The 23048-nt window shown below is 68.5% G+C and carries 19 protein-coding genes and 3 pseudogenes; 15 read left to right on the top strand and 7 right to left on the bottom strand.

Going from position 1 to position 23048, the window contains the following annotated elements; translation table 11 throughout:
- Nucleotides 1-23 precede the first annotated feature (23 nt).
- From ABD858_RS35635 to ABD858_RS35605, 7 genes are all read left to right on the top strand, one after another.
- Complete coding sequence (locus ABD858_RS35635; protein ID WP_345045623.1) at nt 24-1070, top strand: phosphotransferase enzyme family protein; 1047 nt, start codon at nt 24-26, stop codon at nt 1068-1070.
- 119 nt (nt 1071-1189) lie between these two features.
- On the top strand, nt 1190-1444 hold the full coding sequence (locus tag ABD858_RS35630) for a hypothetical protein (protein WP_345045620.1): 255 nt from the start codon (nt 1190-1192) through the stop codon (nt 1442-1444).
- A 400-nt stretch (nt 1445-1844) separates the two neighbouring features.
- Nucleotides 1845-3083 (top strand): ParA family protein, encoded by a 1239-nt coding sequence (locus tag ABD858_RS35625; RefSeq protein ID WP_345045618.1) that lies wholly within the window; start codon nt 1845-1847, stop codon nt 3081-3083.
- Nucleotides 3080-4240 carry a ParB/RepB/Spo0J family partition protein gene (locus ABD858_RS35620; protein ID WP_345045615.1) on the top strand — a complete coding sequence of 387 codons (1161 nt, stop codon included), beginning with the start codon at nt 3080-3082 and terminating at the stop codon, nt 4238-4240. Before ABD858_RS35625 ends, ABD858_RS35620 begins: the two co-directional genes overlap by 4 nt.
- A 705-nt stretch (nt 4241-4945) precedes the next feature.
- Nucleotides 4946-5512, top strand: a complete 567-nt coding sequence (locus tag ABD858_RS35615) for a restriction endonuclease (RefSeq protein ID WP_345045813.1) — start codon at nt 4946-4948, stop codon at nt 5510-5512.
- 12 nt (nt 5513-5524) lie between these two features.
- On the top strand, nt 5525-6208 hold the full coding sequence (locus ABD858_RS35610; RefSeq protein ID WP_345045613.1) for an isochorismatase family protein: 684 nt from the start codon (nt 5525-5527) through the stop codon (nt 6206-6208).
- An 85-nt stretch (nt 6209-6293) separates the two neighbouring features.
- A complete protein-coding gene (locus ABD858_RS35605) occupies nt 6294-6446 on the top strand; it encodes a hypothetical protein (RefSeq protein ID WP_345045611.1) in 153 nt (50 codons plus the stop codon).
- A 2-nt stretch (nt 6447-6448) separates the two neighbouring features.
- Here the strand turns inward: ABD858_RS35605 and ABD858_RS37100 are convergent, their stop codons facing one another.
- A complete protein-coding gene (locus tag ABD858_RS37100) occupies nt 6449-6907 on the bottom strand; it encodes a putative phosphothreonine lyase domain-containing protein (RefSeq protein WP_425586371.1) in 459 nt (152 codons plus the stop codon).
- A gap of 236 nt (nt 6908-7143) precedes the next feature.
- Between ABD858_RS37100 and ABD858_RS35600 the strand changes: the two genes are divergently transcribed.
- The 4 genes and pseudogenes from ABD858_RS35600 to ABD858_RS35585 all read left to right on the top strand — a co-directional run.
- Nucleotides 7144-8256, top strand: coding sequence for a restriction endonuclease-related protein (locus ABD858_RS35600; RefSeq protein WP_345045609.1), 1113 nt, complete (start codon nt 7144-7146; stop codon nt 8254-8256).
- On the top strand, nt 8253-11513 hold the full coding sequence (locus ABD858_RS35595) for an ATP-dependent DNA helicase (protein ID WP_345045606.1): 3261 nt from the start codon (nt 8253-8255) through the stop codon (nt 11511-11513). The genes ABD858_RS35600 and ABD858_RS35595 overlap by 4 nt, the downstream gene beginning before the upstream one ends.
- A complete protein-coding gene (locus ABD858_RS35590) occupies nt 11513-14305 on the top strand; it encodes an RNaseH domain-containing protein (RefSeq protein WP_345045603.1) in 2793 nt (930 codons plus the stop codon). Before ABD858_RS35595 ends, ABD858_RS35590 begins: the two co-directional genes overlap by 1 nt.
- A pseudogene (locus ABD858_RS35585) lies at nt 14301-14628 on the top strand (GNAT family N-acetyltransferase); the annotation flags it as partial. The gene ABD858_RS35590 and the pseudogene ABD858_RS35585, both read left to right, overlap by 5 nt.
- Before the next feature lie 42 nt (nt 14629-14670).
- Here ABD858_RS35585 and ABD858_RS35580 read toward each other — a convergent pair.
- Nucleotides 14671-15810 carry a hypothetical protein gene (locus ABD858_RS35580; protein WP_345045602.1) on the bottom strand — a complete coding sequence of 380 codons (1140 nt, stop codon included), beginning with the start codon at nt 15808-15810 and terminating at the stop codon, nt 14671-14673.
- A 201-nt stretch (nt 15811-16011) separates the two neighbouring features.
- The gene (locus ABD858_RS35575; RefSeq protein ID WP_345045599.1) at nt 16012-16335 is read right to left on the bottom strand and encodes a hypothetical protein; all 324 of its coding nucleotides are present in this window, start codon (nt 16333-16335) and stop codon (nt 16012-16014) included.
- Between the two features lie 106 nt (nt 16336-16441).
- Here ABD858_RS35575 and ABD858_RS35570 point away from each other — a divergent pair, with 106 nt between their 5' ends.
- Nucleotides 16442-17401, top strand: coding sequence for a transcriptional regulator (locus ABD858_RS35570; RefSeq protein WP_345045597.1), 960 nt, complete (start codon nt 16442-16444; stop codon nt 17399-17401).
- A gap of 625 nt (nt 17402-18026) precedes the next feature.
- Nucleotides 18027-18584: a lamin tail domain-containing protein gene (locus tag ABD858_RS35565; RefSeq protein ID WP_345045596.1), complete on the top strand. Its 558-nt coding sequence runs from the start codon at nt 18027-18029 to the stop codon at nt 18582-18584.
- 86 nt (nt 18585-18670) lie between these two features.
- On the opposite strand, the gene ABD858_RS35560 is transcribed toward ABD858_RS35565, so the two are convergent.
- A complete protein-coding gene (locus tag ABD858_RS35560) occupies nt 18671-18889 on the bottom strand; it encodes a hypothetical protein (protein WP_345045594.1) in 219 nt (72 codons plus the stop codon).
- Nucleotides 18890-19177: 288 nt separating this feature from the next.
- Here ABD858_RS35560 and ABD858_RS35555 point away from each other — a divergent pair, with 288 nt between their 5' ends.
- Nucleotides 19178-19624 (top strand): P-loop NTPase family protein, encoded by a 447-nt coding sequence (locus ABD858_RS35555; protein WP_345045811.1) that lies wholly within the window; start codon nt 19178-19180, stop codon nt 19622-19624.
- 267 nt (nt 19625-19891) lie between these two features.
- On the opposite strand, the gene ABD858_RS35550 is transcribed toward ABD858_RS35555, so the two are convergent.
- Nucleotides 19892-20209: a hypothetical protein gene (locus tag ABD858_RS35550; RefSeq protein ID WP_345045591.1), complete on the bottom strand. Its 318-nt coding sequence runs from the start codon at nt 20207-20209 to the stop codon at nt 19892-19894.
- Between the two features lie 213 nt (nt 20210-20422).
- Between ABD858_RS35550 and ABD858_RS35545 the strand changes: the two are divergent.
- A pseudogene (locus tag ABD858_RS35545) lies at nt 20423-20570 on the top strand (ATP-binding protein); the annotation flags it as partial.
- A 79-nt stretch (nt 20571-20649) separates the two neighbouring features.
- Here the strand turns inward: ABD858_RS35545 and ABD858_RS35540 are convergent.
- The gene (locus tag ABD858_RS35540; RefSeq protein WP_335935724.1) at nt 20650-21060 is read right to left on the bottom strand and encodes a RidA family protein; all 411 of its coding nucleotides are present in this window, start codon (nt 21058-21060) and stop codon (nt 20650-20652) included.
- A gap of 683 nt (nt 21061-21743) precedes the next feature.
- Nucleotides 21744-22934: pseudogene (locus ABD858_RS35530) on the bottom strand (IS110 family RNA-guided transposase); the annotation flags it as partial.
- Nucleotides 22935-23048: the final 114 nt, after the last annotated feature.

Genomic DNA, 23048 nt, shown 5'->3' with positions numbered 1-23048 from the left:
CTACGACCCGCGAGGTGACCCCTTTGTCGTTCACCAGCCTCTCCCACACCGCACAGCTCGAACTTCTTGAGCAACTGACGCGGACCACCTTGTCGGAGCACTACGGGCTCGACGGCCAGGCTGTGCAGATGCAGGTGCAGCAGTATGAGGACAACGCCGTCTGGCGTGTCACCCCGCCCGGCCGCGCCTCGTTCGTCGCCCGCGTGTCCGTGCGCGAGGGCCGCCCCGCCCACCAGCAGCGCAGCGAAATGCGATGGCTGGAGAGCCTCGCCGAGTCCCGCGCTGTCCCGGTCCCCGGCCCCGTCACGACCACTGACGGCTGCTACGTGGTCCCGGTCGACGTCCCCGGCCACGACGAGCCCTGCACCCTGGCACTGCTGCACTGGGTGCCAGGAACGGCAGAGCCCCCCTACCGCCAGCCCGGCGTGGCCGAGCAGATGGGCACCGCGACCGCCCACCTTCACCAGAACGTGGCCACGGTGGAACTCAGCGACTTCGACCGGCCCGTCTGGGACGCCGAGACCATCTTGCTCAAAGGCCACGCGATGAATGACCCGACCGCCCACCAGCAGCTGGGTCCCGCAGGCCTTGAGGCCCTGCGCACGGTCGCCGAACGCATCACACCGGCCCTCCAGGAAGGCGGACCCGCTGACCGCGGCCGCATCCACGGCGACCTCCACCGCGAAAACATGATCTCGATGCCCGACAGCACGACCATCGGCATCATCGACTTCGACGACTGCGGCACCGGCCACTTCCTCCTCGACATCGCCACCGTGCTCGGATCCGTCCACCGAATCGCCCGCAAGGAACCAGGCGCCTACGAACACTTCGCCCACGCGTACCTGACCGGCTACACCCGCGTCCGGCCCCTCCCAGCGGACTTCGACCGGCTCCTGCAGCCCTACCTGCTGCTCCGCGACGCCTTCGTCCTGAACTTCGTCACCGCAGCCGTGCCGGTCAACGAGGCCGTCGCCACGTCGTGGGGACCGGGGCGCATCGCCGGCATCGTGGCCAGCATGCAGGACTTCCTGGCCGGGCATCCCTACCCGGGCACCCTCCATGATTGACCTTTGCGTCTCCGCGGTGGAACGGATGATGCGCGGCCGCTACGCCTAACCGCCGACGGAAGGCACCCACTCGTGCCGGGCACTGCACTCCGTACGGATCTGGCGGGTGTTGGCGGCGGGTGAACTCTGGGCCGAATTCGAGAGCAGGCGCCCGGCCAGACGACCGCCGCCGTGCAGCCCCGCCCGGCCAGCCACGACGGGCGGGGGGAGGTACTGCGAACCTGCGTGCCGACCACGACCACACCCTCGCGGACAACACCGCCAACGAGATCGGCGACATCACCCTGCTGGCCACCATCACCGCCCACGAGCAAGGCCTCGACACCCCGGCGCTTTACGGCATGGAGGTCACCAGCATTCAACGCCACCATTGACGAACCAGGCTCCTTCGCCCCCGCATCACCCGGCTGCGCTCCTACCTCGGCGCCTACACCGGGCCTTCCTTGCTGGGGATTCGGGCCACGTCACCGGCGAGCATTTACCTGTACGCCGCCAGCCACGACACCTTTTGCGGCGAACTCCACCTGTGGAACGTCAGCAGGTCCTACGTCGCCAAGCGGGCCGAGTGGCGCGCAGCGACGTGTGGCTGGGACGTCCTCATTACGACGTAATAATCATCGGCCGCGGATGCGGGCCGCGGTGAGCCGTGATGGGGCTTCATTACGACGTAATACCGGCCGACATGCGGTCCATCCCGAAGTCGGAGGCAAGAAGTTGTGGCTTACTAACGCGTCGAAGCCTCAACAGATCTTGAATGTTAGTAAGGTGTCTGTCATGACATCGCCCTCCCAAGGCGACCGGGAAAAGGTCGTCTCCAAGCTCCCCGCCAGGCTGCAGCAGGATTTGAAGATCCGTACCGCGCAGCACGGCATCGACATCCAGCACGCCGTCGAAGAGGGCATCACGGCCTGGCGCGGGCTGGGCGCGAACCGATCCCCCATCGACACCGCTGGCGCCAAGTCGTTCTCCACCTGGCTTCCCTCCGGCCAGTGGGAAGACTTCCGCAAGGACTGCGCAGCGCGCGGAGTGTCGATCGTCCAGGGCCTCTCGCAGTCCGTCCAGGTGTGGCTGGAGAAGAACCCCGCTCCCGACGTTCAACGCCCAGTCGTCGTCAAGCGTCGGATCATTTGCAACCAGAAGGGCGGCGTCGGCAAGACCGCGATCACCGCCGGCATCGGGGAAGCACTCGCCGAGGACTCCGACAGCCTCCACCCCGTGCGGATCTCCAAGCACTTCGCCGCCCTCCTCACCGAGAACCTCGAAGTCTCCCCCCTCGACTATGAAGACCTTCCCGGCCTCGGACAGCGCGTTCTGCTGGTCGACTTCGACCCGCAGTGCCACCTGACCAAGCAACTCGGGCACGAGCCCCTGCCCATCGACGGGGACAGCCTCACCAAGCACATGGCTGGCGAGGCCAAGGGCGCACTCCGGGACCTCATCGTTGAGGTCACCGACGAACGCTTCGGCGGTCGACTGCACCTGCTCCCGGCCTGTACCGACGCGTTCCTGCTCGACGTCAAACTGTCCGGCGTGCGCGCACGCGAAGCCGCCCTCGAGCGGGCCCTCGCCCCGCTTGAGGACAACTACGATGCCATTCTGGTGGACTGCCCGCCCAGCCTCGGCCTGAGCATGGACGCGGCCGCCTACTACGGCCGCCGACGCCCCGGCGAGGAGCCGGGTAACTCCGGCGTGCTGATCGTCGTCCAGGCCGAGGACAGCTCCGCAGACGCCTACGCACTGCTCACCTCCCAGATTGAGGACCTCCGCAGCGACATGGGCCTCGAACTCGAGTACCTCGGCATCGTGGTGAACCACTACGACGCCCGCCGCGGCTACATCGCCACGTCGTCCCTTGAGAACTGGATGGGGATAAAAGATCCGCGTGTCGTGGGCGTCATCGGAGACCTGAAGGAGCAGAAGGAAGCGGTGCGAGTGAAGCGGCCGCTGCTCGCCTACGCCCCCAGATGTGACCAGGCAGTGGCCATGCGCGCACTCGCACGGGAGATCTCATGAGCAAGGCATCCGCGCTCGGTACTGGCAGCTCGTTCCGGCAGGCCCAGTCCATCAGCCCCCGGCGAGCGGCCATCAACGCTGCCACCAAGGCCCCTACCGAAGGCGCTCCGCCACCGGCCGAGCTCCCCGCCTCTCTGATCAGCTTGAATCCCGCCAACCCCCGGTCAGATCTTGGCGACCTGACAGATCTCGCGGGCAGCATGCGTGACCATGGCCAGAAGGCGGCCATCAGCATCATGTCCCGCTTCGCCTACCTTGAGGCCAACCCCGACCGCGAGGAGGACCTGGAAGAGGGCACCGAGTACGTCGTCGTCGACGGCAGCTCGCGTTTGGCTGCTGCCCGCGAAGCCGGCCTCACCAAGATTAAGGTGATGCTGGACGAAGACCTTGGCAGTAACGCTGACGAGCTCCTGGAGTCGGCTCTCGTCGCGAACATTCATCGCCAGGACCTGGACCCCCTGGACGAGGCCAGGGCCCTGAAGCAGCTGCTGGCTGTACACGGTACGCAGGAAGCTCTTGCCGCCCGCCTCCACCGGTCACAGGGCTGGGTTTCTCAGCGGCTCGCCCTGCTCGGGCTCAACCCGGAGCTGAAGAAGAAGCTTGAGATGGGGGAGGAGCCTGCCGACCTGCTTCGGCTGGTGGGTCGCAAGAAGCCGGAGGAGCAGGAACAGCATCTGCAGAAGCTGAAGGACAAGCGGGCACAGGAGAAGGCCGACAAGCAGGCCAGGGCGAAGGAGCGGCGGTCGGGCCGCACTAGCAAGGAGCCGGCCACCGAGCTACAGCCGGCACCGCCGGCCCAATCCAGCACGCCGGATCCCAACGTTCCGACACCACGACCTGACGCTGATTATTACGGCGTAATGAACCAGGCCGCGGCCGACGGCGCGACAGACATGCAGGCGCGTCACGAGGGCGCGGTGGCTGTCCCCGATCCGCGCGCGGAGCCAGTCAGGAGGCAGGTCAAGATGCCGTGGGCCGACGGTGCAGCCAGCATGGACATCATCTTCTCGAAGGTCCTCGAACCCGAAAGGCACAGGATGATCCACCGCTACCTCGAGCTGCTTGGAGGCCCCGAGGCCTTCGTGGCCGACCTGGCGGCAGCCAGCAGCCCCGAGTACTGCCAGCAGGTTGCCGAGCTTCTCCTGAACGACCTGTAGCGATTCCCTGGCCCTGCTCTCCCACCTGTTCCGGTGGGGAAGCAGGGCCTTTCTCATTTTGCGGCGCTTCGTCACGAGGAGCATCCCCCGCAACAGGCCGTTGCGGCTGCCCGGCTTATTACGTCGTAATAATGAGACGACTGTCCCGTCCTGCTGCCAGCCTGCGGAGTTGGCCTCGGGGTGTTGGCCTCGCTGGACACCTACGGTCCCCACGTCGGGAAGCTGTCGCCGGCGGATTTCTGGCTGTCCTTCATGCCCTGCCCCTGGCGTGTTGGGCCCTCGCGCTGTGCCTGCTGCTGCTTGCGCTGGTTGCTGATGGTGGCCCGAGACGGACACACGCTGAACCGTCTCACTGATCTCCGGGCACCGCAGGCCATCGACTCGCGCTACCCGGACTTACCTGAGACAGGACATCCGGACTCCTGTGGGCATGTGCGGCATCGTCTCGGTCTTCTGTAGGCAACCTCTGGGGTGTTCCGGTCCTGCAGCACGGCTACCAGATCAGCGAGCGCACCCACCGCCTCGCCCGGATCCAGATCGCAAAGGCGATGCCTGCCCTCGTGGCCCAGTACAAGGAGTGGCAGGGGCACGAGCCGGGGGAGCACCTCTGCCTCTGCCTAGGCAACCCCACCGGATAGACCTGCTGTCGAGTGGGGAGCAACAAGGCGGCAGATTATGGGAGGCGAAGAATACATGGGGACAGTGATGCTGGTGGCGTTAGCCGTCGCCGCCCTTGGTGGGGTCGTCACGGCACATATACGCGCTGGGCGAAGGGAAGCGCGCGCGGAGAAGGAACGGCTGGCGGAGGACGCGCGACGCCAGGCCCGCCGGTCGCTGGAGGCAGTGTGGGCGATGGATGACCGCCAGTTCGAGGATTACGTCGCCGAGCTATGCCGCCGGGACGGCTGCACCGACGTGAAGCGTGTCGGCGGCGCTGGCGACCTCGGCGCCGACGTGACCGGCCTCCTGCCCGACGGCCGACGGTTCGTCATCCAGTGCAAGCGATACGCCAAGCACCGCACCGTCGGCAGCCGCGACATCCAGACGTTTAACGGCACCGCCCGTGCCGAACACGGCGCTGACGTACCGATCTTTGTCGCCTCCTGCGTCTTCACCAAACCGGCCCGCGAGTTCGCCGCCCGCCACCAGCTGTGCCTGATCGACGTCAACCTGCTCGGCTTCTGGAACAGCGGCACCACGCTGACCTCGCTTCTGGACCTGGACATCGGCCGCTCCGGCACGAACCGCAAGCTCCGCCCAGACCACGACTGACAGGAGCACCCCGTGGCAGACACAGAGTTCCCCCTTCACGCGTGGCGCATCGACGACCGGGAGTACCGCCGGCAGCAGGAGCGTCGCGGCCGCCGGTTCGCTTACACCAGCCTTGATCCCACCCGCACAGCACTGGTGGTTATCGACATGGTGCCGTTCTTCGTCGACGCCAACCCCTACGCCCGCGGCATCATCCCGAACATCCAGCTCCTGGCCGACAAGATGCGGACCGCCGGCGGAACAGTCGCCTGGGTACTTCCTGCCCGTACCGAACGCACCCCGGTTGGTGATGAGTTCCACGGCCCCGAAGCGGCCGAGATGTTTTGCAACTCCGGCGGCAGCGGACCGCTCCCGGACCGCCTGTGGCACGGCTTCACCCTCGGCATCAACGACCTGTTGGTGGAGAAGTCCGCGCCCAGCGCCTTCTTTCCTGGCCGCTGCACGCTTTCTGAACTCCTCCGAGAGCGCGGGATCGACACGGTTCTGATCACCGGCACGGTCACCAATGTGTGCTGCGAGTCCTCTGCCCGCGATGCCTGGACGCTCGGCTACCGGGTCGTCATGGTGGCCGACGCGAACGCGACCAGACGAGACCAGGACCACAATGCGACCCTGCACACGATCTATCGGTCCTTCGGAGACGTCCGGCCCACAGAGGACGTGCTCACGTTGATCGAGAGCGGCGCGTCGGTCTGAGCGGTCTGCGACGCAGCATTTGCACAGCCTCATAAGGAGGGGCGGCGCGGCTGCGGGGCCGTGTCCGTCGACCGGCGCGAGCTCGTTGATCGACACCGCTCCCGGCTACCTGCTCGGCTCCGAGCAGACCATCACCGTGCCCGGAGCCGAGCACGCCGACGACGACTCGCCGATCGCCGCCGAGGCATGGAATACCACCCGGCGTTCGAGGACCTCCAGGAACATCGGGGCCACGTGATGTCAGCGCAGCTCGACAACCTTGCTTCGCCGACGTCGTCGCCGAAGCCGCCCGGATCGAGGCCGCGGAAGGCCCGCTGACCCGGCGCCCCGGCGGCGCGATTTGCCATCAGCTTGGCGAGGCCGCGGCCGCCTGATTCGCCCCGCGGCCTGCCGCACGCCGCGGCGGGCCGCGGCCCACTTACGAACTTGTCGCAGGTCAGGCAGGCAGGCGCCTCGGCCTGATCGCGTTGGTGACGCTCTTACGCGCTGTACGTCCTGTTCGTCGTGGTAGTTGGCGGTGTAGATGATCACGGGTCGGCGTGTGGGATCGCCGTCGAAGTCGCTGCCCAGCGTGGCGACCTTGGCTCCCGGTCCAAGCTGTCCGGCTTCCACGGCTGTCTTGACGAGATGCCAGCCTGCATCGAGGGCGCGGACAGGCAGGAACCACAGCCACTTGCCGACTTTCGCGAATTCGGTCACAGCGGTCGGGGCCGAGAAGTCGACCCCGGGAGCCGTGGCCCACTGCCATCGGTGGCGGGTGTCGGCCGCTGGCAGGAGAGCCTTTGTGGGCTGTTGGCCTGTCCGGGTGGGCTCGTTGTGTACGAACTAACAGTATGTGACATTGGTCATATTCCGTGGCTATGTGTTCCTGTGTGGCCGTCAGAGATGTTGCCTTGGACGAGGAGCGGCGTGACCAGGCCTTGACGGCTTGCTGCATGGCGGCTGTCGCGGAGAGCGATCCGGTACTGGCGCCCGCTCGACGGAGCCGGGTGCTGATGGACTGTCTGGCGGTGCTTCGAGCGGCTCACCAACCGGAGCGGGCCGCGCAGTTCGGGATGAAGGAGTTCCGCCAGGGTCTGCGCGGCCCGCTGGGACCGCTTCTTCCCCCCGCCTCGGGCAGGTCCGACCGTTTCGACAGCATGAGGCTCTTCGACGCGCAGGGACTGGTCCGGGACGCGGTTCAGGACCTGTGCAGCGAGCACCTGGTCCCGCAGGTCGCACTCGAGCAGTACTGGCCGTGGGCTCGGGTACGCGCCGAGCAGGAAGAACAGCATCTGTTCGACCTCATGCGGCGCCTTGCGCCGGAGGACTACCGGCGTGCCCGCGTCCTGCTGGGGACGCATGCCGCCGGTCCGGTGCGGGAACTGCGGCGCCAGTGGGACCGGCTGTGGATGCGGTTCGACTTCTTCGAGTCCGTGGCCGACTGGCCGTGGTGCCAGGTGGACGGCTGGTGGTATCCGTGCCCAGTCTGCCGTTGGCCGATGCGGGCTGCCCGGTCCGGGGCGCAGTTCGATGTGCGCTGTGAGGCCCATGCGCCGCGGGGTGTGCACTACCAGTACACGCCCAGCAAAGGGCCGGGCCCGGGCGAGCTGACCGGGACCGGCAAGGCGGCCGTGGCGGTCACGCCGCTGCCGGCCAGCTCCGATCACCTGACCGTGAGCCGGCCCGTGTGGCGCTACGGCACCCTTCCCGTGCTCCTCGAACTCCAGCTGCGCAACGAGCTTGTCGGCCTGCCCTTCGTCGAGCTGGAGATGTGGCCGGGGGAGCAGCGACCGGACGAGTACGACCTCCACATCACCGTCGCGGTGCCGGGGAAGCGCACGCGGCACTGGCGTGTGGACGCCAAGGCGTGGGAGTCGGTGGTCGCGCTCGGCAAGGCGCTCACCGCACGTCCGGCGCTGCGGAAGGGCCTGACGATCGTCCTGCCCGACCACCAGTACAGCGAGCGGTACTTCCTCGCCGCCCAAGTACACGACCGGGGCGTCAAGGTGACCACGGTCAGCCGCCTGGCCAACCGCGTCAAGGCCGCGTGCGGAGCGCCGCGGTGAGGCCGGAGGAGTGGGAACTGCGCAAGCTGTCCGTTGCCGCGGCGTTGGCGCTGGCCGAGGAGTACTTCGGCTTCCGTGACGCAGACGGCCGGATGGTAGTGCCGCTGGACCAGGCGCATGTGTTCGCGGCCGCCCGCGTGGACCTGTGGGAGCGCTGGCCCCAGGTCCCGCGGCGCGTACGGGAGCTGGCTGGCCGGTACTGGCACGTGCGCCCCGACGACCTGGCAGGACGCGGCATGTTCGAGGCGCTCGCGCGAACCTGTGCGACCTCCGGCGAAGGCATCTACCGGCTCCCCGATGATGTACCGCCCCGGGAGGCGACCTACCTGCTGGCCGCGCATGCTCAAAAGCCGCTGGAGCTGGCACAGGAGTTGGTACGCGAAGCCGAAGGCTACTACTACGACACCCGCCTGCCGTTGCCCGTGGCAGGCCCCGGCCGGTGGCAGTTCGGCGGATCTGAGCCCTCGGTGGTGACCATCCCCGACACCGAAGAAGGCGCCTGCGTACGGCCGCTGCGGCTGACGACCGCCCCGTATACGGCCACGACGACCGTCACCCGCAAGAAGATCCTGCGCCTGGCCCGGCGCCAGGCCGCGGCCGGACCCGACCGCCACGGCTGGAAGCCGGGCGTGCTCGCCTCCTTCATCGACCGGCTCCAGGCCTCTTCCGGCGACCCCGTCACCCGTCTGAACCTGCCGGCCGGGAAGCTCACGATCGTCAACGCGCCCACAGGCGTGGGCAAGAGCGTGCTGATGAACGCCCTCGCACCGCTGCTGGCCGACCGCGGCCAGGGCCCCGTCGCGGTCGTCGTCAGCACGATCCACGACAGCTTGACCAACGCCGAGAAGATCGAGGCGGACGACGAACTCGTCTTCCAGGTCACCGCCCAGCTCGCCCAGGCAATCGCCCGCCAGAAGCTGCGTTGTGTGCCGCTGGTCACCGAGACCCGGGTTGCGGAACAGGCCCAGCGCGCCGCCGAACAGGGCCGCGAGGACCGCCACGACCGGCTCGCCTACGGATGCGAGTTGTCCGCATGGGTGACGGATGGCCCCAAGGTGACCCGCGGCCGCGAGCCGTGTCGCGCCCTGACCAAAGTGACCGATCCCGTGTCCGGCGCCGGGGACGAGGAGCCGGCCGGCCCGTACGCCTGCCCGCGGATGGGAGTGTGCGGGAAGTACGCCCTGTTCCGTGAGGCGGTCCAGGCGGACATCATCGTCACCAACCATCACAACCTGCTGCGCGGCCTCATCCAAATCCCGGTGGACACCGGCCGGCATCTCCTCCGGCAGATCTCCGTGATGGAGTTTCTCCACCGGCACTGCCGCATGCTGATCGTTGACGAGGTCGACAACCTGCAGAACAGCTGGTGCTCGACGGGCGCTCACGATTTCTCCCTGGCCACGCGCGGCATCAGCAAGACCTCGCTGCTGCTTCAGGTGGACCAGCAGCGGCAGAGCCTGGCAGCAGCGGCCGACCGCCGGGTGGTCAACGCCCTGTTCAAGGCCAGGGGACTGGGCGAGCAGTTCCTCAACTACGTCCTGGACGGCGAGCTCTGGCTCGAGCAGGAAGCCAAGGAGGAAGAACGTCCCGGATCCGGCTGGCACGTTCCCGGCATCTGGGACCGCATCCTGATCAGGGATCTGCTCGGCCTCGACGAACACGCCCGCCTCGATCCGGACACCCACAAAGCGTTCTGCGCCATCTTCCCCGACACCGACGACGACACCGCCCCTGACCCACGCTTCCAGGAACTGGCCGGCATCCTCGCCCGGGCCGTCAGCCGGGACACCAGCGAGGACGAACTGCCCGTCCTCAAAACGGAAATCTCCCGGGCGCTCAAACGCCTCAAGATCCCCAAGACACGGCACCCGGACGTCACCAACGCGTTGCTCGTGCGCGCCTGGCTGGGCTGCCTCCACCAGAGCCTGACCTACCTGAAGTCAGTGATCGCCGGACTCGGTTCCCAGCTGACCGTCGGCCGTGAACTCGCACGAGCGCTCGGCTCCTTCACGCAGAACGGCGCCCTGCCGTATGGGCCCTTGGGCTACCAGCTGTTCGGATTCAAGGTCAACAAGGACAACCGGGGCGGCGGCGAACTCTTCGTCCAGTCCCTCGGCGGCGACCCCCACACCGGAACCGCCCAGCTCGGCGGCACCATGGCCCTCGCCACCGCCGGCGTCGAGCGCAGCGTCCTCGCCCTGTCCGCGACCGCCTTCTTCCCCCGCGCAGCCTGCGAGCACGTGCACACCGAGCCCGCCTACGTCATGACCGACGCCACCCCCGGCGCGGTCACCGCCCTGGCCGGCAACGTCTCCGCCTCGGACACCGTATGGGACCCCATCACCATCGGAGGCATCGCCGAAGCCCACAAGCCGCGAGAGATCCAGAAACTGGGGGAGAAACTGTGGCAGACCCGGCTCTCCGAGCACCTGAGGCAGCTGGAGATCGACGACCCCGACCGGGCCAGAGCCATGGTGGTCTCCAACTCCTACAAACAGGCCATCCTCCTCGCCGTCGGCATCGCCTCGGCCGCGGTGCAAGCCTCCTGGATCGCCGTTGTCGTCCCCAAGACCGGCATTCCGCCTGGCATCCACCTGCCCACCGGCGTAGTGACCATCACCATCGACCAGCTCGAGGACCTGCCCCGCACCCACCCCCACGTCAAGGTCATCTGCGCGCCCCTGTCGCTGGTCGCCCGCGGACTGAACATCCTCGTCCCCGGCACCGAACGCTCCGCGCTGGCCTCAGTCTGGGTCGGCCTGCGCCCCGTCGCCGACCTGCACTCACCCGAGGCGATGTACGCCAGCATCAACGCAACCGCCATCGGCGCGGCCTGCCCAGGCCCCGACCCCGCCCGCATGCTCGCCATCCAGAGCCGGGCCGCCCGAAGACACCTGCACACCCTGCTGCGCAGCGACCCCCGCTTCAGCAGGCTCCCCCGCTACCTGAAGACCGAGATCCTCGCCGGAATCCTGGTCGACCTCATCCAACTCGCCGGCCGCGCCCGCCGCGGAGGCACCCCAGTCCAGCTCTACCTCGTCGACAACTCCCTCCTCGACACCCGCCTGGGCTCCGACTTCCCCTCGCTGGTCCGCTCCTACTACGACGGCCTCACCGAAGACGAACAGGCCAGCCTCCGCCGCGTCTACGGCTCCACCCTGACCGCCTGGCTCGACTTCGCCCACGCACCCGACATCCCCCCGCTCACCCACGTCCCCCTGCCCCGCAGCGAAGACCTTGATCACGAAGGCGTCTGATGACCACGGACCAGACCCAGCTGTACCTGCTGGCCTGTCACACCGATGAAAAGCTCCTGGGCTCGGTACTGCTGTACCGCCTGCCCGAGGTGAAGATCGACACCGCCTGGAAGAAGCTGCGCGAGGAATACCGCGGCATCACCGGCTCCAAAGCCAACCTCCCCTACAGCGGCCTGCTGACCGTCCTGCGCGCCATCGGCTACACCAGCGCCACGCTCTACCCCACCTCCAAGACCCACCCGCCGAAGTTCCTCGCCACCACCCGGCCCATCGACCGCGACGACCTGCATGCCGCCATCACCCTCTGGGAGCAGGCCCTGCTGCAGACCCCAGCCGACAGCTTCACCTTCCAGCACCCGAGCCAGATCGCCGACCTCATCGCCGGGACCACCCCCGAAGAGGTCCAGCTGTGGGACCAGATCACCCGCACCCCGGCCTGCATCGACGCCCCGGGCTGGGTGTGGACGGCCGCCAGCTGGACCATCGCCGAGAAGCTCTCCGCCCAGACGTGGACGATCGACGGCAAGACCGTCACCTTCCGCCGCGATCTCGCCAACTGTCTCCAGGTCTGGGACCGCAAACTGCTGTGGAGCAACACCTGGCTCGCCGCCCGCGGGGAAACCCTCGACGACATCGCCGACACCGACGAGGACGACACCGACAGCGCCTGGAAGACGGTCACCAGGTACGCCACCCTCCGGCTCGACGTCATGATGAAGTCCCACCCCGGCCTGTCCCACCCAGTGGCCGTCGTGCAACCCTCTGTCTCCCGGCTGAGCAACACGCTGCGCAACGCCCGCACAGCCTGGTTCGAGCCCCGCGATGCCAAAGGCCCCCTCCTCAACCTCGATCTCGGCGGATACGGTGACTACACCCACCTCAACCACACCACCCGCCTGGCCCTGGATGCTTGGATTCGTCTGCACGGCGAACACGTCTTCCCCCGCGACAAAGACGACGAGTTCCTCGCACCCAGCGCTCTCGACCTGAGCGGCCCTCCCGGCAAACTCCGTGCCCTCCTACCTTTCGCCGTGAGCTACCCGGTCGGCAGGGGCGTGGGCATGTACAGCCAACGGGAACTCGCCCGGCACGTCAGCACCGTCCTCGACCAGCCCCTGGTCAAGTGTGTACAGGTCGCCGGCCGCCGCCCCTTCGGAAACCGGCGCACCACCGTCGAAGGCCGCGACACGGTCCTGTGGGACGACGAGAACCTGCCGCAGATCATCGCCGCATCCGGATGCCGGAAACTGCGCATCCTCGCCCTCTACAAGAGCCAGGCCATGCGCACACGCATGCAGTTGCTGCTGGCCTACCACTTCAACCGCCCCGACCTTGCCGCCACCGGCATTGGCGAGAACAAGCCCGTCTCCCTCAACGAACACGTCGAGGTCCTGTTCCAGCCGGCACCGGAGCTGCTGGCCCACGGCGAGTACCACGACCAGCGCCCCGCCCTCGTCAGACAACTCCATGGTCTCGACGCCCCCGAGGACACCCGCCTTCTCGCCCTGTGTGAAACGGCGTACGACCCCAAAGCCTGGTCACGCCAACGACGCGCCTCGAAGAAGACCGGCTCCACCGTCGTCAACCCCGACACCCTGGACGCCAAGCACCGAGTCAACAGCGAACTCGCCCGGCACCGTGTCCTTGCCCAATTCCTCACCCTGTACAAGCCCGGACGCCGTAACCCCCGCAAGAAGGACCGCGAGCTCACCACCGATCTCGAGCTCCTGGGCCTCGAACTCCAGGGACACCACCGCGGCCACATGGCCATCGCGGACCTGTCCCGCGTGGCCGGCCTCGTGCACCCGCGACTGACCAAAGCCCTCAGCTCAGGTCCCAACGGCCTCAAGGAACCCCTCGTCCACGTCGGACTCCACCTGCGCCAGCAGCGCGGTGAACGACGCATCGCCACTGAAGAACCGAAACTGATGTGGACCCTGGTAGCCCTCGTCCCCCACGGCCCGTACTGGCGGACCCTCGCCTACCTCCCCGCTGAACACGCCGGCCCTGGCACCTGGCTCGACTATGCCCCTGCCAACTACCACTTCCGGGCTCGGCCGCTGCCCGAAGGCCGACGCCGCGACGAACTCCTGCCACGCCACATCGACCGCGCACTCTACGAACTGGGCGGGCACGCCGACCCGGTACAGGGATACGTCATGTACGTGTCCGGAGGCGAAGCCCGCAGCATCTGGCCCCTGCTCGCCAACAAGAACCTGGGCGAGACACCCGACACGGCCGGCCAGATCAACAAGCGGCCAGCACTGCCCGGCTTCACGCTCGCACCCGATCAACGCCCCCGAGCGGTCGTCCGGGTCACCTCCGGCAGCAAGGACGTGGCCCGGCCGGCCCTTATCGAACGGCTCCGCCGCATCCCGGAGTACGACGAGCCCGTCACCGAGGAGGGCAAGCTCGCCACCGGCCTGTTCCAGATGGCAGAGGCCGACCAGACGTTCATCCTCTGCAACCTCCCCCACCAGTTCACCGGAGGCGCACGCTACGCCCGCGCCGGCGAATTTTGCACCCGGTGGGGCAGCAGCGACCCCAAGGAACAAGCCGAAACCTGGTACAGCCACACGGCAACGGAGATCACCGTGCTCCATCACCCGGCCGACCAGGCCCTGCTCACCTACGGGCTCACCGCCGCCCGCCTCTGTGATCACGCCCTTCACTGGGAACACCGCACTCAGTACCCCGCACCGGTCCATCTCGGCATCCAGATGGACAAGAACCACCCCGAGTACCGCCGAACCGTCAACAACGCCGACGGTGACGACGAGGCAGAGACCTGAGCCACGATGGAACGCGAAGCCCAGATGTGCGACCGCGCTGGGCTGGGTCGCCGCGAGCAGGGTCTCGGACCGGTGCGCGTATGCGGGCGATACGTCCACCCCGCCGCCCGCGGACGCGGCATCGCCTCCGCCCTGCTAAAGGCGCTGATCGACTCCGCCGAGCAGGCCGGGATCTGGACCATCCAGTCCGGGATCTTCCCCGAGAACGCCGCCAGCCTCACCTTGCGCCAACGCCACGGCTTCCGCATCATCGGTACCCGCCAGCGGATCGGCACGGCGTCTGGCGCGACGTCGTTCTCGTCGAACGCCGCAGCAGTACGGTGGTGTGGGAGCGGCATCACGCGGCCGCTCCCATATCCCCGCGCTCAGTCGTTCACGCTGACTGTGCCGTCTTCGAGGGCTCGGTTCCATCCTTCGCTATAAACCCGCAGCTCTTCCTGGGACAGCTCGAGATCACCGTGCACTCGCACCGCGCTGGTGTCCCACGGCCGCCTCCCGTCATGACACGGGGTGAGTAGCACTCCCAGAGTGGAGGATTTCTCTGTTCGGCCGGTGCGCGAGGTCACTTCGTGGTGCCGCAGCTGCACGTACGCGGAGAAGCTGGCCTGGATGACGGCGTCGAAGCGGGTGGCGGCGCCCACGATGAGCTGGCGGGTGCCGTCTTCGTCGAGTGTCCGTCTAAAACGCCACTTGCAGTGCTCGTCAGGTACCCGCGGCACGTCGCGCAGCATGTCCAGCAGCAAGTGGCCCCACTCGGCCCGGGCTGACACGGGCAGTCGGTCCAGGTCGGATAGCACAGTGAAGCGGTTTGCCTCGGTTAGCGAGTCGCCGAGAGAGCTGAGGGCTATGTCCTCCAGCATGATGCGGATCACCAGGTGGACGTTGGTGCCGTCAGCGCCGGCCGGGGCCTGCGGCAGTTGCGGCGCGGAGAACAGCGTGCCGCCCGGTCCTACCAGCTTGGTGTCGACGTCCTTGGGTGGTGCAGCTGCATCTGCGGCGGCGAACTCGTAGTAGCGCACCGGCTCCTCGCCGAGCGGTATGGGAGGTTCAGCGGCTGCGCGGAAGAGGTAGTCGAGTACGGCGGTGGTGGAGCGCAGCTGGTCGAAGAGGAAGTCCCAGTCGCGACGGGTCAGCGCGATGGCGGGCATGCCGATCGGCTGCCACGTGGCGACGGTGTTCTCGGGAACGTGCGGGTGGTCCAGCAGGAACACGGCGATCCACTCGTAGGCGCTGCCGTCGACGCTCATGGTCCGGCCGCGGCCGTTGACCATACCGGCGGGCACCATCCGCAGTTGCCGGACGGTTCCTTTGGCCTGGCTCATCGCCTTGGCCGCCACCTTCTGGATCCAGCCTGCTTCCTGGGCATCCGGCTTGGGCTTGATGGTGCGGGCTTTGACCTGCACGACCGCGCCGCGCTGGCCGGCGAGGAGTAGCCGGTCGCCCAGCTCTCGCTGGCCTGAGCCCTTGGCCGCGTGTGCTGCCTGCTGGAACACGAAGTCGGGCATTCCCCAAGTGGCTGCGGCGGTGTGGGCTGCCGCTTCGGCGCCGGATCCGTGGTCGACGTGGGACGGCAAGGGCAACGCAGGCGGTATGCGGCGCAGGTGTGGCCCCTGGGGCGTGTCCACGATGAGCGTGAGAACGCCGGGATCGTCGTCTTCTACGAAGCGGTGCAGGGCGGATGAGGGCTGTTCGGTCACAAACGTTCATTAGACGGGCTGGTAGGCCCTTGGCGCCCCGATTTTTCGCTCTGCAACCGTCAGCAGAACGTCGCGGATCTGCTGTGCAGCACCCCGGGCCGTCCGGCCGACGCCGATGAGGCTGCCGTCACCGATGGTTCCGGTGTCCGGCGCGTCCTTGACGTACTCGGAGTAGGCGGGCAGGCGCTGCCCGCCGCGGACGAAGCCAAGAGGCTGCGGGTAAAGCTCCCGCCCGCCTGACCGCCCCAGCCTCACCTGCCGACGGTGGGCGAGGTGGCCGCGGCGCTGGCCGACCGGTGATGCAGGCGCCGGGCCCCAGCGGGCGTTCAGCATGTGTGCGCCCTGCCAAGCGCCGCTCTGTGCGCTCTGCCGCGCCCTGGTCCGCTGGTCCTACCCTCATCACTGTCGGCACTTCGCGGCCGCACACAAGGGAGGGACGATGGAACGCAGAGCTGTACTCACTGCCGCACTGGCGACCGGCGCCACCATAACCGTAGGGACCCAGCCCGCCACGGCCGCCGGTCCATTGCCGCGCGACCGGGACATCGCCGCGGCCCGCCGGGCCTTCACCGAAGGCCGGTACGCCCAGCTCCACCAAGCCCTGCCACGCCTGCTGGCCGCCGCCGACCACACCACCACCCAGGAGCTGGCACCCGCCGCCCTGGCACGCGCCAGCCAGGTACTCACCCTCGCCGCCGAACTGGCCACCAAACTGGGCCACACCCGCCACGCCGCGCGCTACGCGGCCCGGGCCACCGAAGCCGCCCGCTGCTCAGGGCACCCGCTGGCCCTGGCCCTCGCGGTCCGCGCCGCGGCCACCCCGCTGCGCCGGACCGGCCGCACCGACCTCGCTCTGCACCTGCTCGCCGAGGCCCACGACCACCTCACCGGCCACCGCGGCTCCGCCTCCGCCCTGGACACCGCCGGCATGCTGGCCCTGACCACCGCCTACACCGCCGCCCAGAGCGGCCGCGCCCGGCAGGCCCTCGAGCTCGCCGAGCGCGCAGAGGAGACCGCCGCCCGCCTCAACCGCCTGACCGGACACCAGGACCGGCCCGGACTCACCCACGCCCACTGCACCCTCTACCGGATCGGCATCCACCACCACCTCGGCGACCCCGACACCGCGCTGGCACACGCCCGGCACCTGACAGACACCGCACTGCCCTCACCGGAACGCCGCGCCCGGCGCGCCACCGACACCGCCCGTGCCCTGCTGGCCGCAGGCGATCCAGCCGGCGCCTTCACCCAGCTGCTCGCAGCCGAGGCTGCAGCGCCGCAAGAAGTGCGCCGGCCGTCGCTTCGCGATCTGACCGCCGCCGTACGCGCTCAACGCCCCGGCCTGGGGGGCCTGGCCGACTTCGCCGAACGGATCACCCCCAGCCGCACGCCCAACTGACAGCACAGTGATCCCCGGCTGCTCCCGCGCCGCGCCGTGTGCGGGCACTGCAGTGCGCGGATGCGACTTTTTCGGCCGCCCAGAGCGCATCCGGCCCCTCTGCGCCCGCCCCGGCAGCACTCCGCGCGGCCCTCAGCAGCCGCTGCGACGCCACACCCTCGACCTCCTGCCACGCCTGGTGCCCTGGTACACACCCCGAAGCTGACCCACAGACAGACGAAGAGGGGCATCTGGACAGCTGTGTAATGAGGCGGAACTAACATCACGGTTTTCTGCGTCCGGCTCGGGGCGGCTGATGCTGTTACTCACTTTCGGGTGATGGCGGCCGCCGTGGCGGGGTGGGTGGCGTGGCGGGAGGCGGTGGATGCCTGTGCCAGGACGGGGGGTTGGGTGTGGGGGATCGTTGATCTTGTGCAATCCACCGATAGGTGGGTGATGCAGTCAAGGATCACGCGAATATGGGCGTTCTGTAACACACGCCGCGTATCCCTCATGACGGTTCCATTCGGGCCGCACTGTGTGAGTGCGCGGCCGCCCGGCCGCCACCCGCACAACACACCTCCTGTGGCCTGCGACTTCACGTCATGGCGCTGAGGTGTGCGCAACACGGTGAAGGGGGACCCTCGTGTCCGTTTCCGTTTCTGCTTCTGTCCGCCGTCTGACCGCTGCCGCTGCCGTGGCGGCGGCCATGGTGGGGGCGGCGGCGCTGCCGGCGTCGGCCGCCGACCACCACTTCGCGCGTTCGTACCGTGGCCAGGTCGTCATCAGTGACGTGCAGTACGACTCCCCGGGTCGGGACGACCGCTCCAACCGCTCCCTGAACCAGGAGTGGGTGGAAGTCACCAACACCGGACGCCACAGCGTGAACCTGGACGGCTGGACGCTCCAGGACGAGGACGGCCACACCTACACTTTCGACTCCTACCGCCTGGCCGGCCGGGCCACAGTCCGAATCCACACCGGCGTCGGCCGGGACAGGGCGACCGACCTGTACCAGGACCGGCGCAACTACGTGTGGAACAACGGCGCGGACACCGCGACCCTGCGCAACGACCGCGGCCGGTTCGTCGACGACTACGCGTGGGGCCGCGACCGTGACCGCAACGGCCGCGACGGCAGTGGCCACCACCGCGACGGCGGCCATCACAAAGGCGGTGACCGTCACGGCGGCGGCCGCGACTGACGTCTGGCGGACTGATCCGGGGGCACGCCGTCCCCGAGCAGGGCGGCGTGCCACCGGTGCCGGTGTGCGGCACTTACGCGGCCTTGTCACCGTGCGCCGGGTGCTGCGCGGCGTCCGGCCCGGGTGCCAGATCCGACACACCCATGCCGGGAGACGCCCTGGGGCGTGTTGCTGGGATGGTCCGGCAAGACGCAGCGCGAGGCGATCAAGCGGGCGCAGGCGGCGAAGAAGAAGTCCGGCGAGTAGCCGGCCGTGAAGAAGACCGCGGCGAAGAAGGCGGTGCCGCTGCCGCACGGCTTAGTCATGGCCGCGTACCCCGGCACCTGCCCGTCCCGCTGGACGTCACGGGCTGGACGCAGGACGAGATCGACACCGGCGCCGCCCTGATGACGGAGTTCGGAAAGTTCGGCCCCGGCGGCCGCGCGCTGTACGACCCGCGCCCCGGCGACCCGAGCCGCTGTGACTGGTCAGGTGACAGTCCCTGCACCGCTGCCACACCCGACCATGACCCCGACCATGCTGCCGCGCGCCCGTCCACGGCAGGTCAGGACACTCCTTGCCGCACCTGTGGGCCGGTACCGTGCCCCGTCGTGATGGTGGGCACCGAGGAAACCCGGCTGGTCGTGCTGCGCGGCAACAGCGCCTCGGGCAAGTCGTCCGTCGCGGCCGGCCTCCGCGAACGGTTCGGCCGCGGCCTGGCCCTGGTTGGCCAGGACAACCTGCGCCGCATCGTCCTGCGCGAGCGGGACCGGCCTGGCGCGGCCAACATCGGCTTGATCGACCTGACGGCCCGCTACGCCCTCGACGCGGGGTTCCACGTCGTGGTGGAGGGCATCCTCGACGAAACCCTCGCCCGGCACGCCACCAAGCCGATCGCCGATGACGTCAACGAGACGCAACTGCGCGACTGGTACCGGCCGCGCGACCTGCTGCCCGAAGGGCTCGAGACCGTCATCGGCGCCGACAGCGCCCTGCAGGAGACCGTCGACCGCATCATGTTCGAAACCGGCCTGGCCCACCTGCCCGCACTGGACCGCTGACCGGGGCACCGTTGCAACAGATGTTGCGCCTAATGTTGCGCACCCCGGCGGACCGACATCGTGTCCGTGTAGGGCACCACGCTGTTTCGGCGTGGTCGGCCCGCTGACATCCCCGTCGCGGCCGCTTTCGCCCATGTTCCTGGCTGGAGTGAAGGAAGAAGGAGCGGGCGGGATGAGCGGCGCGGCCGGGGATCGGGGGCGCCGCTCAGCCGGTTGCGTGCCGGCCGGGGCCGCCGCGCCCGTTGCCGCGTCAGCGCGGCGGCGATGTCAGGCGGGGGACGTCGGCGGGGGAGAGGTCGGGGCGGGCGGGTGCCAGCGCGCGGGGCGCCGCCACCGGCCGGAGGCGTTACGGGCACCGGAGGTCAGGACCCGGGCGTATGTGCCTGCGCCGTGGGCGCGCAGGGCATCCGCGAGCTCGGCCGCTGCGGTGTCAGCCGGTCCTTCGCCCCACCCGTCATCAGCGTGCTGCGCCTGGTGGGGAACTCCGCTGCGCCGGTCGAGCAGCACGGCCAGGGCCTGGGCTCCGGGCGGATCCAGGGTCACCGTGACCAGCGCGGCGCCGAGCTGGTGGCCTGGAACTGCCATGGGTCCGTCACCAGCGGCCCTTGCGGGACGCCGCCGCCCGTGATGACCTGCAGCCTCGCCTCGGCCACCGGCACACCTTCCTCGCACCTGAACGGTCAAGGCAGCACCTTGAGAACCTGGGTGCTACCGCGAGAACCAACGAGGACCGCAGGAGGAGGAAACGGCCAGGTGGCAGCGGCAACTCGTGTGAGGGAACAAGTGCCAGCCCCAGATGGCTGGACGAAGACCTTCACCGACCCCCGCCTCTGCGGCCATCGTCGACCGGCTCACCTTCAACGGCACCATCATCGAGACAGGCACCGACTCCTACCGCCTCGCCAGCACACGAGCCCGAGCCGAGGAACCCGCCAAGGCAGGCTGACCGCAGCCTACGTCCTCGATGGCCAGCCGTCCTGGCGGACGCCTGGCTATCCCGCGTTGCGGTGTCCTTGGAAGAGGTCTCAAGAATCGAGCACGGCGGCGACGGCCTCGATCTCGACGAGTTGGTCCTTGTAACCGAGCACGGTGACGCCCATCAACGTGCTGGGGACGTCATGGTCAGCGAACGAGTCCCGGACTACTTGCCAGGCGGCCACCAGGTCCTCCCGCCGGGCCGATGCGACGAGAACCCGTGTGCTAATGACGTCCTGGAGTGACGCGCCTGAGGCAGTAAGAGCGGCCTGCATGTTCTCGATGGCTCTCGCTGCTTGGCCTGCGTAGTCCCCGATCGCTGCTGTGGAGCCGTCATCGTTCAGCGGACACGCCCCTGCGAGGAAGATCAGGCGTGACTCGGCGGGCGCCGTGGCCGCGTAGGCGTACTCAGCGACGTCGGACAGGGCGGTGGAGCGAATCAAAGTGATGGCACGAGCCACGGTCGTGTGGTCCTTTCCCCTCGGGTGTTCAGCGCGGACATCCTGCCAGCGGCCAGTTGGCTGCCGCCTTCCCTTTTCTTGCCGCCCCGCGAGACGCCGTCATTTCTGCTCGACATTCACGAACCGTGATCACCAACTGACTCCGGAACCAGTCGACAAACGCTGTTCCTAGACATCAACGAAGCCAACCGCCACGGTCTGGCGGAAGCGGCGGCGCTGTTCTGGGGTGAGGCGGTCCAGGTCGGTGGTGAAGCCTCGTAGGTCGGCACGTCGGTCCTCCAGGCAGCAAGAAGCCCCCGGCGTTGCTGGGGGCGGAGAGTGGGTGACGTGGTGCAGGGGGGTGCCCCTATGTGTTTGGTCAAGGTCGAAGGCCAGTAGGTTCGTGTGGTCGAGGGCGGGGCCGAGCCGTAGGGGTGTGCATGAGTGATAGCCAGGTCACGATCAAGCTCACGAGTGACGAGGCACTGGTGCTGTCGCACTGGCTGGAGAAGCTCCAGATGACGAACCTCAGTCGGGTTGTCGATGATCCGGCGGTCTGGGCGCCGATCCATCGGATCGCCGGAACGCTCGACAAGACGCTTCCCGAGCTGTTCGCATCCGACTATGACCAGCGGCTTGAGGCAGCTCGTCAGCGGCTTCGGCCGGAGGACTGATCGAGCGGTCTGAATTCCTCGCCTGGCCGCGGCGGGTTGGGGTTCGTAGAAGGTCCCGTCGCGGAGCATCGCGAACAGGACGTCGGCCCGGCGTCTGGCGAGGCAGAGCAGGGCCTGGGTGTGATGCTTGCCCTGGGCGATCTTCTTGTCGTAGTAGGCCCGGGAGGCGGGGTCGCCCAGGGCGGCGAAGGCGGAGAGGAAGAAGGCCCGTTTGAGCTGCTTGTTTCCTCTCCGGGAGGGCTGTTCGCCGCGGATCGAGGAGCCCGAGCTCCGGGTCGCCGGGGCGAGGCCCGCGTAGGCGGCGAGGTGGCCTGCGGTCGGGAAGGTGCTGCCGTCGCCGACCTCGATCAGGATGCGGGCTCCGGTCCTGACGCCGACTCCCGGCATCGAGATCAGGATCTTGGAAAGAGGGTGTGCCTCCAGCAGTTCCTCGATCCGCCCGGCCAACAGCTTGCGCTGGTCAAGTACGGCCGTCAGTGAACCGGCGAGGCTCGGGACGATCAGCGCGGCCGCCTCGGTGCCCGGAACGGTGACGGTCTGCTCGTCCAGCGCGGCAAAGATGTCCTCGACCAGCCGCTCGGCCATTCTTGGCGCCTTCGGCCGCAGCAGGGTGATCAGCCGCCGCCGGCCGGCCTTGCGTATCTGGGCCGGTGACCCGAACCGTTCCAGCAGCGTGAGGACGGCCGGGTGCTGCAACCGCGGCCCCAGCACTCGTTCCAGCGACGGGTGGATCTGGGTAAGCAGGCCGTGCAGCCTATTGGCGACCCGGGTCGCTTCCCCTGCGAGGTCGTCGTCGAACCCGACGATCATCTCCAGCTCGGCGATGGTCTCGTCCTCGCCATCGATCGCCCGCAGTGTGTGGGGCATCGCGCGGGCGGCGTCGGCGATGATGAACGCGTCCTTCGCGTCCGTCTTCGCCTCGCCGGGGTAGAGGTCGGCGATCCGCCGCATCGTCAGCCCGGGCAGATAGGCGACCGGGCAGCCCATGTCCCGCGCGACTGCCAGCGGCAGGGCGCCGATCGAGGCCGGCTGGTCGACCACGACCAGCACCGTTCCGTGCTTGGCCTTGAGCTTGGCGAACAGCTCGCGGAGCTTGGGTTCGGTGTTGGGCAGTCGCTTGTCGAAGGCCTTCTTCCCGGCCGGGGTGATGGCGGTGGCGTGGTGTTCGCCCTTGCCGACGTCCAGGCCGAGGAAGACGTCGATGTCGCCGGTGTCGATCACGTGCAGGCCCCTCCATCACGCTTTCGTCCGGCCTTGCCAGGGCACCGAGCTGCCACATCCACGTTACGGAGAGCTTTTCCGGCTCGGGTGAAGCCGGTACTCAAGCCCCTCATC

The sequence above is a fragment of the Streptomyces sannanensis genome, from assembly GCF_039536205.1.
Taxonomy (GTDB): Bacteria; Actinomycetota; Actinomycetes; order Streptomycetales; family Streptomycetaceae; genus Streptomyces; species Streptomyces sannanensis.
Note: the sequence above shows the minus strand (reverse complement) of the source record. Positions and strands in the feature narration are given on the sequence as shown.

Bases quoted from the DNA above. Each gene is read 5' to 3' on its own strand.
- ABD858_RS35625 (WP_345045618.1), top strand. From the start codon at position 1,845: ATGACATCGCCCTCCCAAGGCGACCGGGAAAAGGTCGTCTCCAAGCTC.
- ABD858_RS35620 (WP_345045615.1), top strand. From the start codon at position 3,080: ATGAGCAAGGCATCCGCGCTCGGTACTGGCAGCTCGTTCCGGCAGGCC.
- ABD858_RS35615 (WP_345045813.1), top strand. From the start codon at position 4,946: ATGCTGGTGGCGTTAGCCGTCGCCGCCCTTGGTGGGGTCGTCACGGCA.
- ABD858_RS35600 (WP_345045609.1), top strand. From the start codon at position 7,144: ATGGCGGCTGTCGCGGAGAGCGATCCGGTACTGGCGCCCGCTCGACGG.
- ABD858_RS35590 (WP_345045603.1), top strand. From the start codon at position 11,513: ATGACCACGGACCAGACCCAGCTGTACCTGCTGGCCTGTCACACCGAT.
- ABD858_RS35580 (WP_345045602.1), bottom strand. From the start codon at position 15,810: ATGCCCGACTTCGTGTTCCAGCAGGCAGCACACGCGGCCAAGGGCTCA.
- ABD858_RS35575 (WP_345045599.1), bottom strand. From the start codon at position 16,335: ATGCTGAACGCCCGCTGGGGCCCGGCGCCTGCATCACCGGTCGGCCAG.
- ABD858_RS35570 (WP_345045597.1), top strand. From the start codon at position 16,442: ATGGAACGCAGAGCTGTACTCACTGCCGCACTGGCGACCGGCGCCACC.
- ABD858_RS35560 (WP_345045594.1), bottom strand. From the start codon at position 18,889: ATGACTAAGCCGTGCGGCAGCGGCACCGCCTTCTTCGCCGCGGTCTTC.
- ABD858_RS35555 (WP_345045811.1), top strand. From the start codon at position 19,178: ATGGTGGGCACCGAGGAAACCCGGCTGGTCGTGCTGCGCGGCAACAGC.
- ABD858_RS35550 (WP_345045591.1), bottom strand. From the start codon at position 20,209: ATGGCAGTTCCAGGCCACCAGCTCGGCGCCGCGCTGGTCACGGTGACC.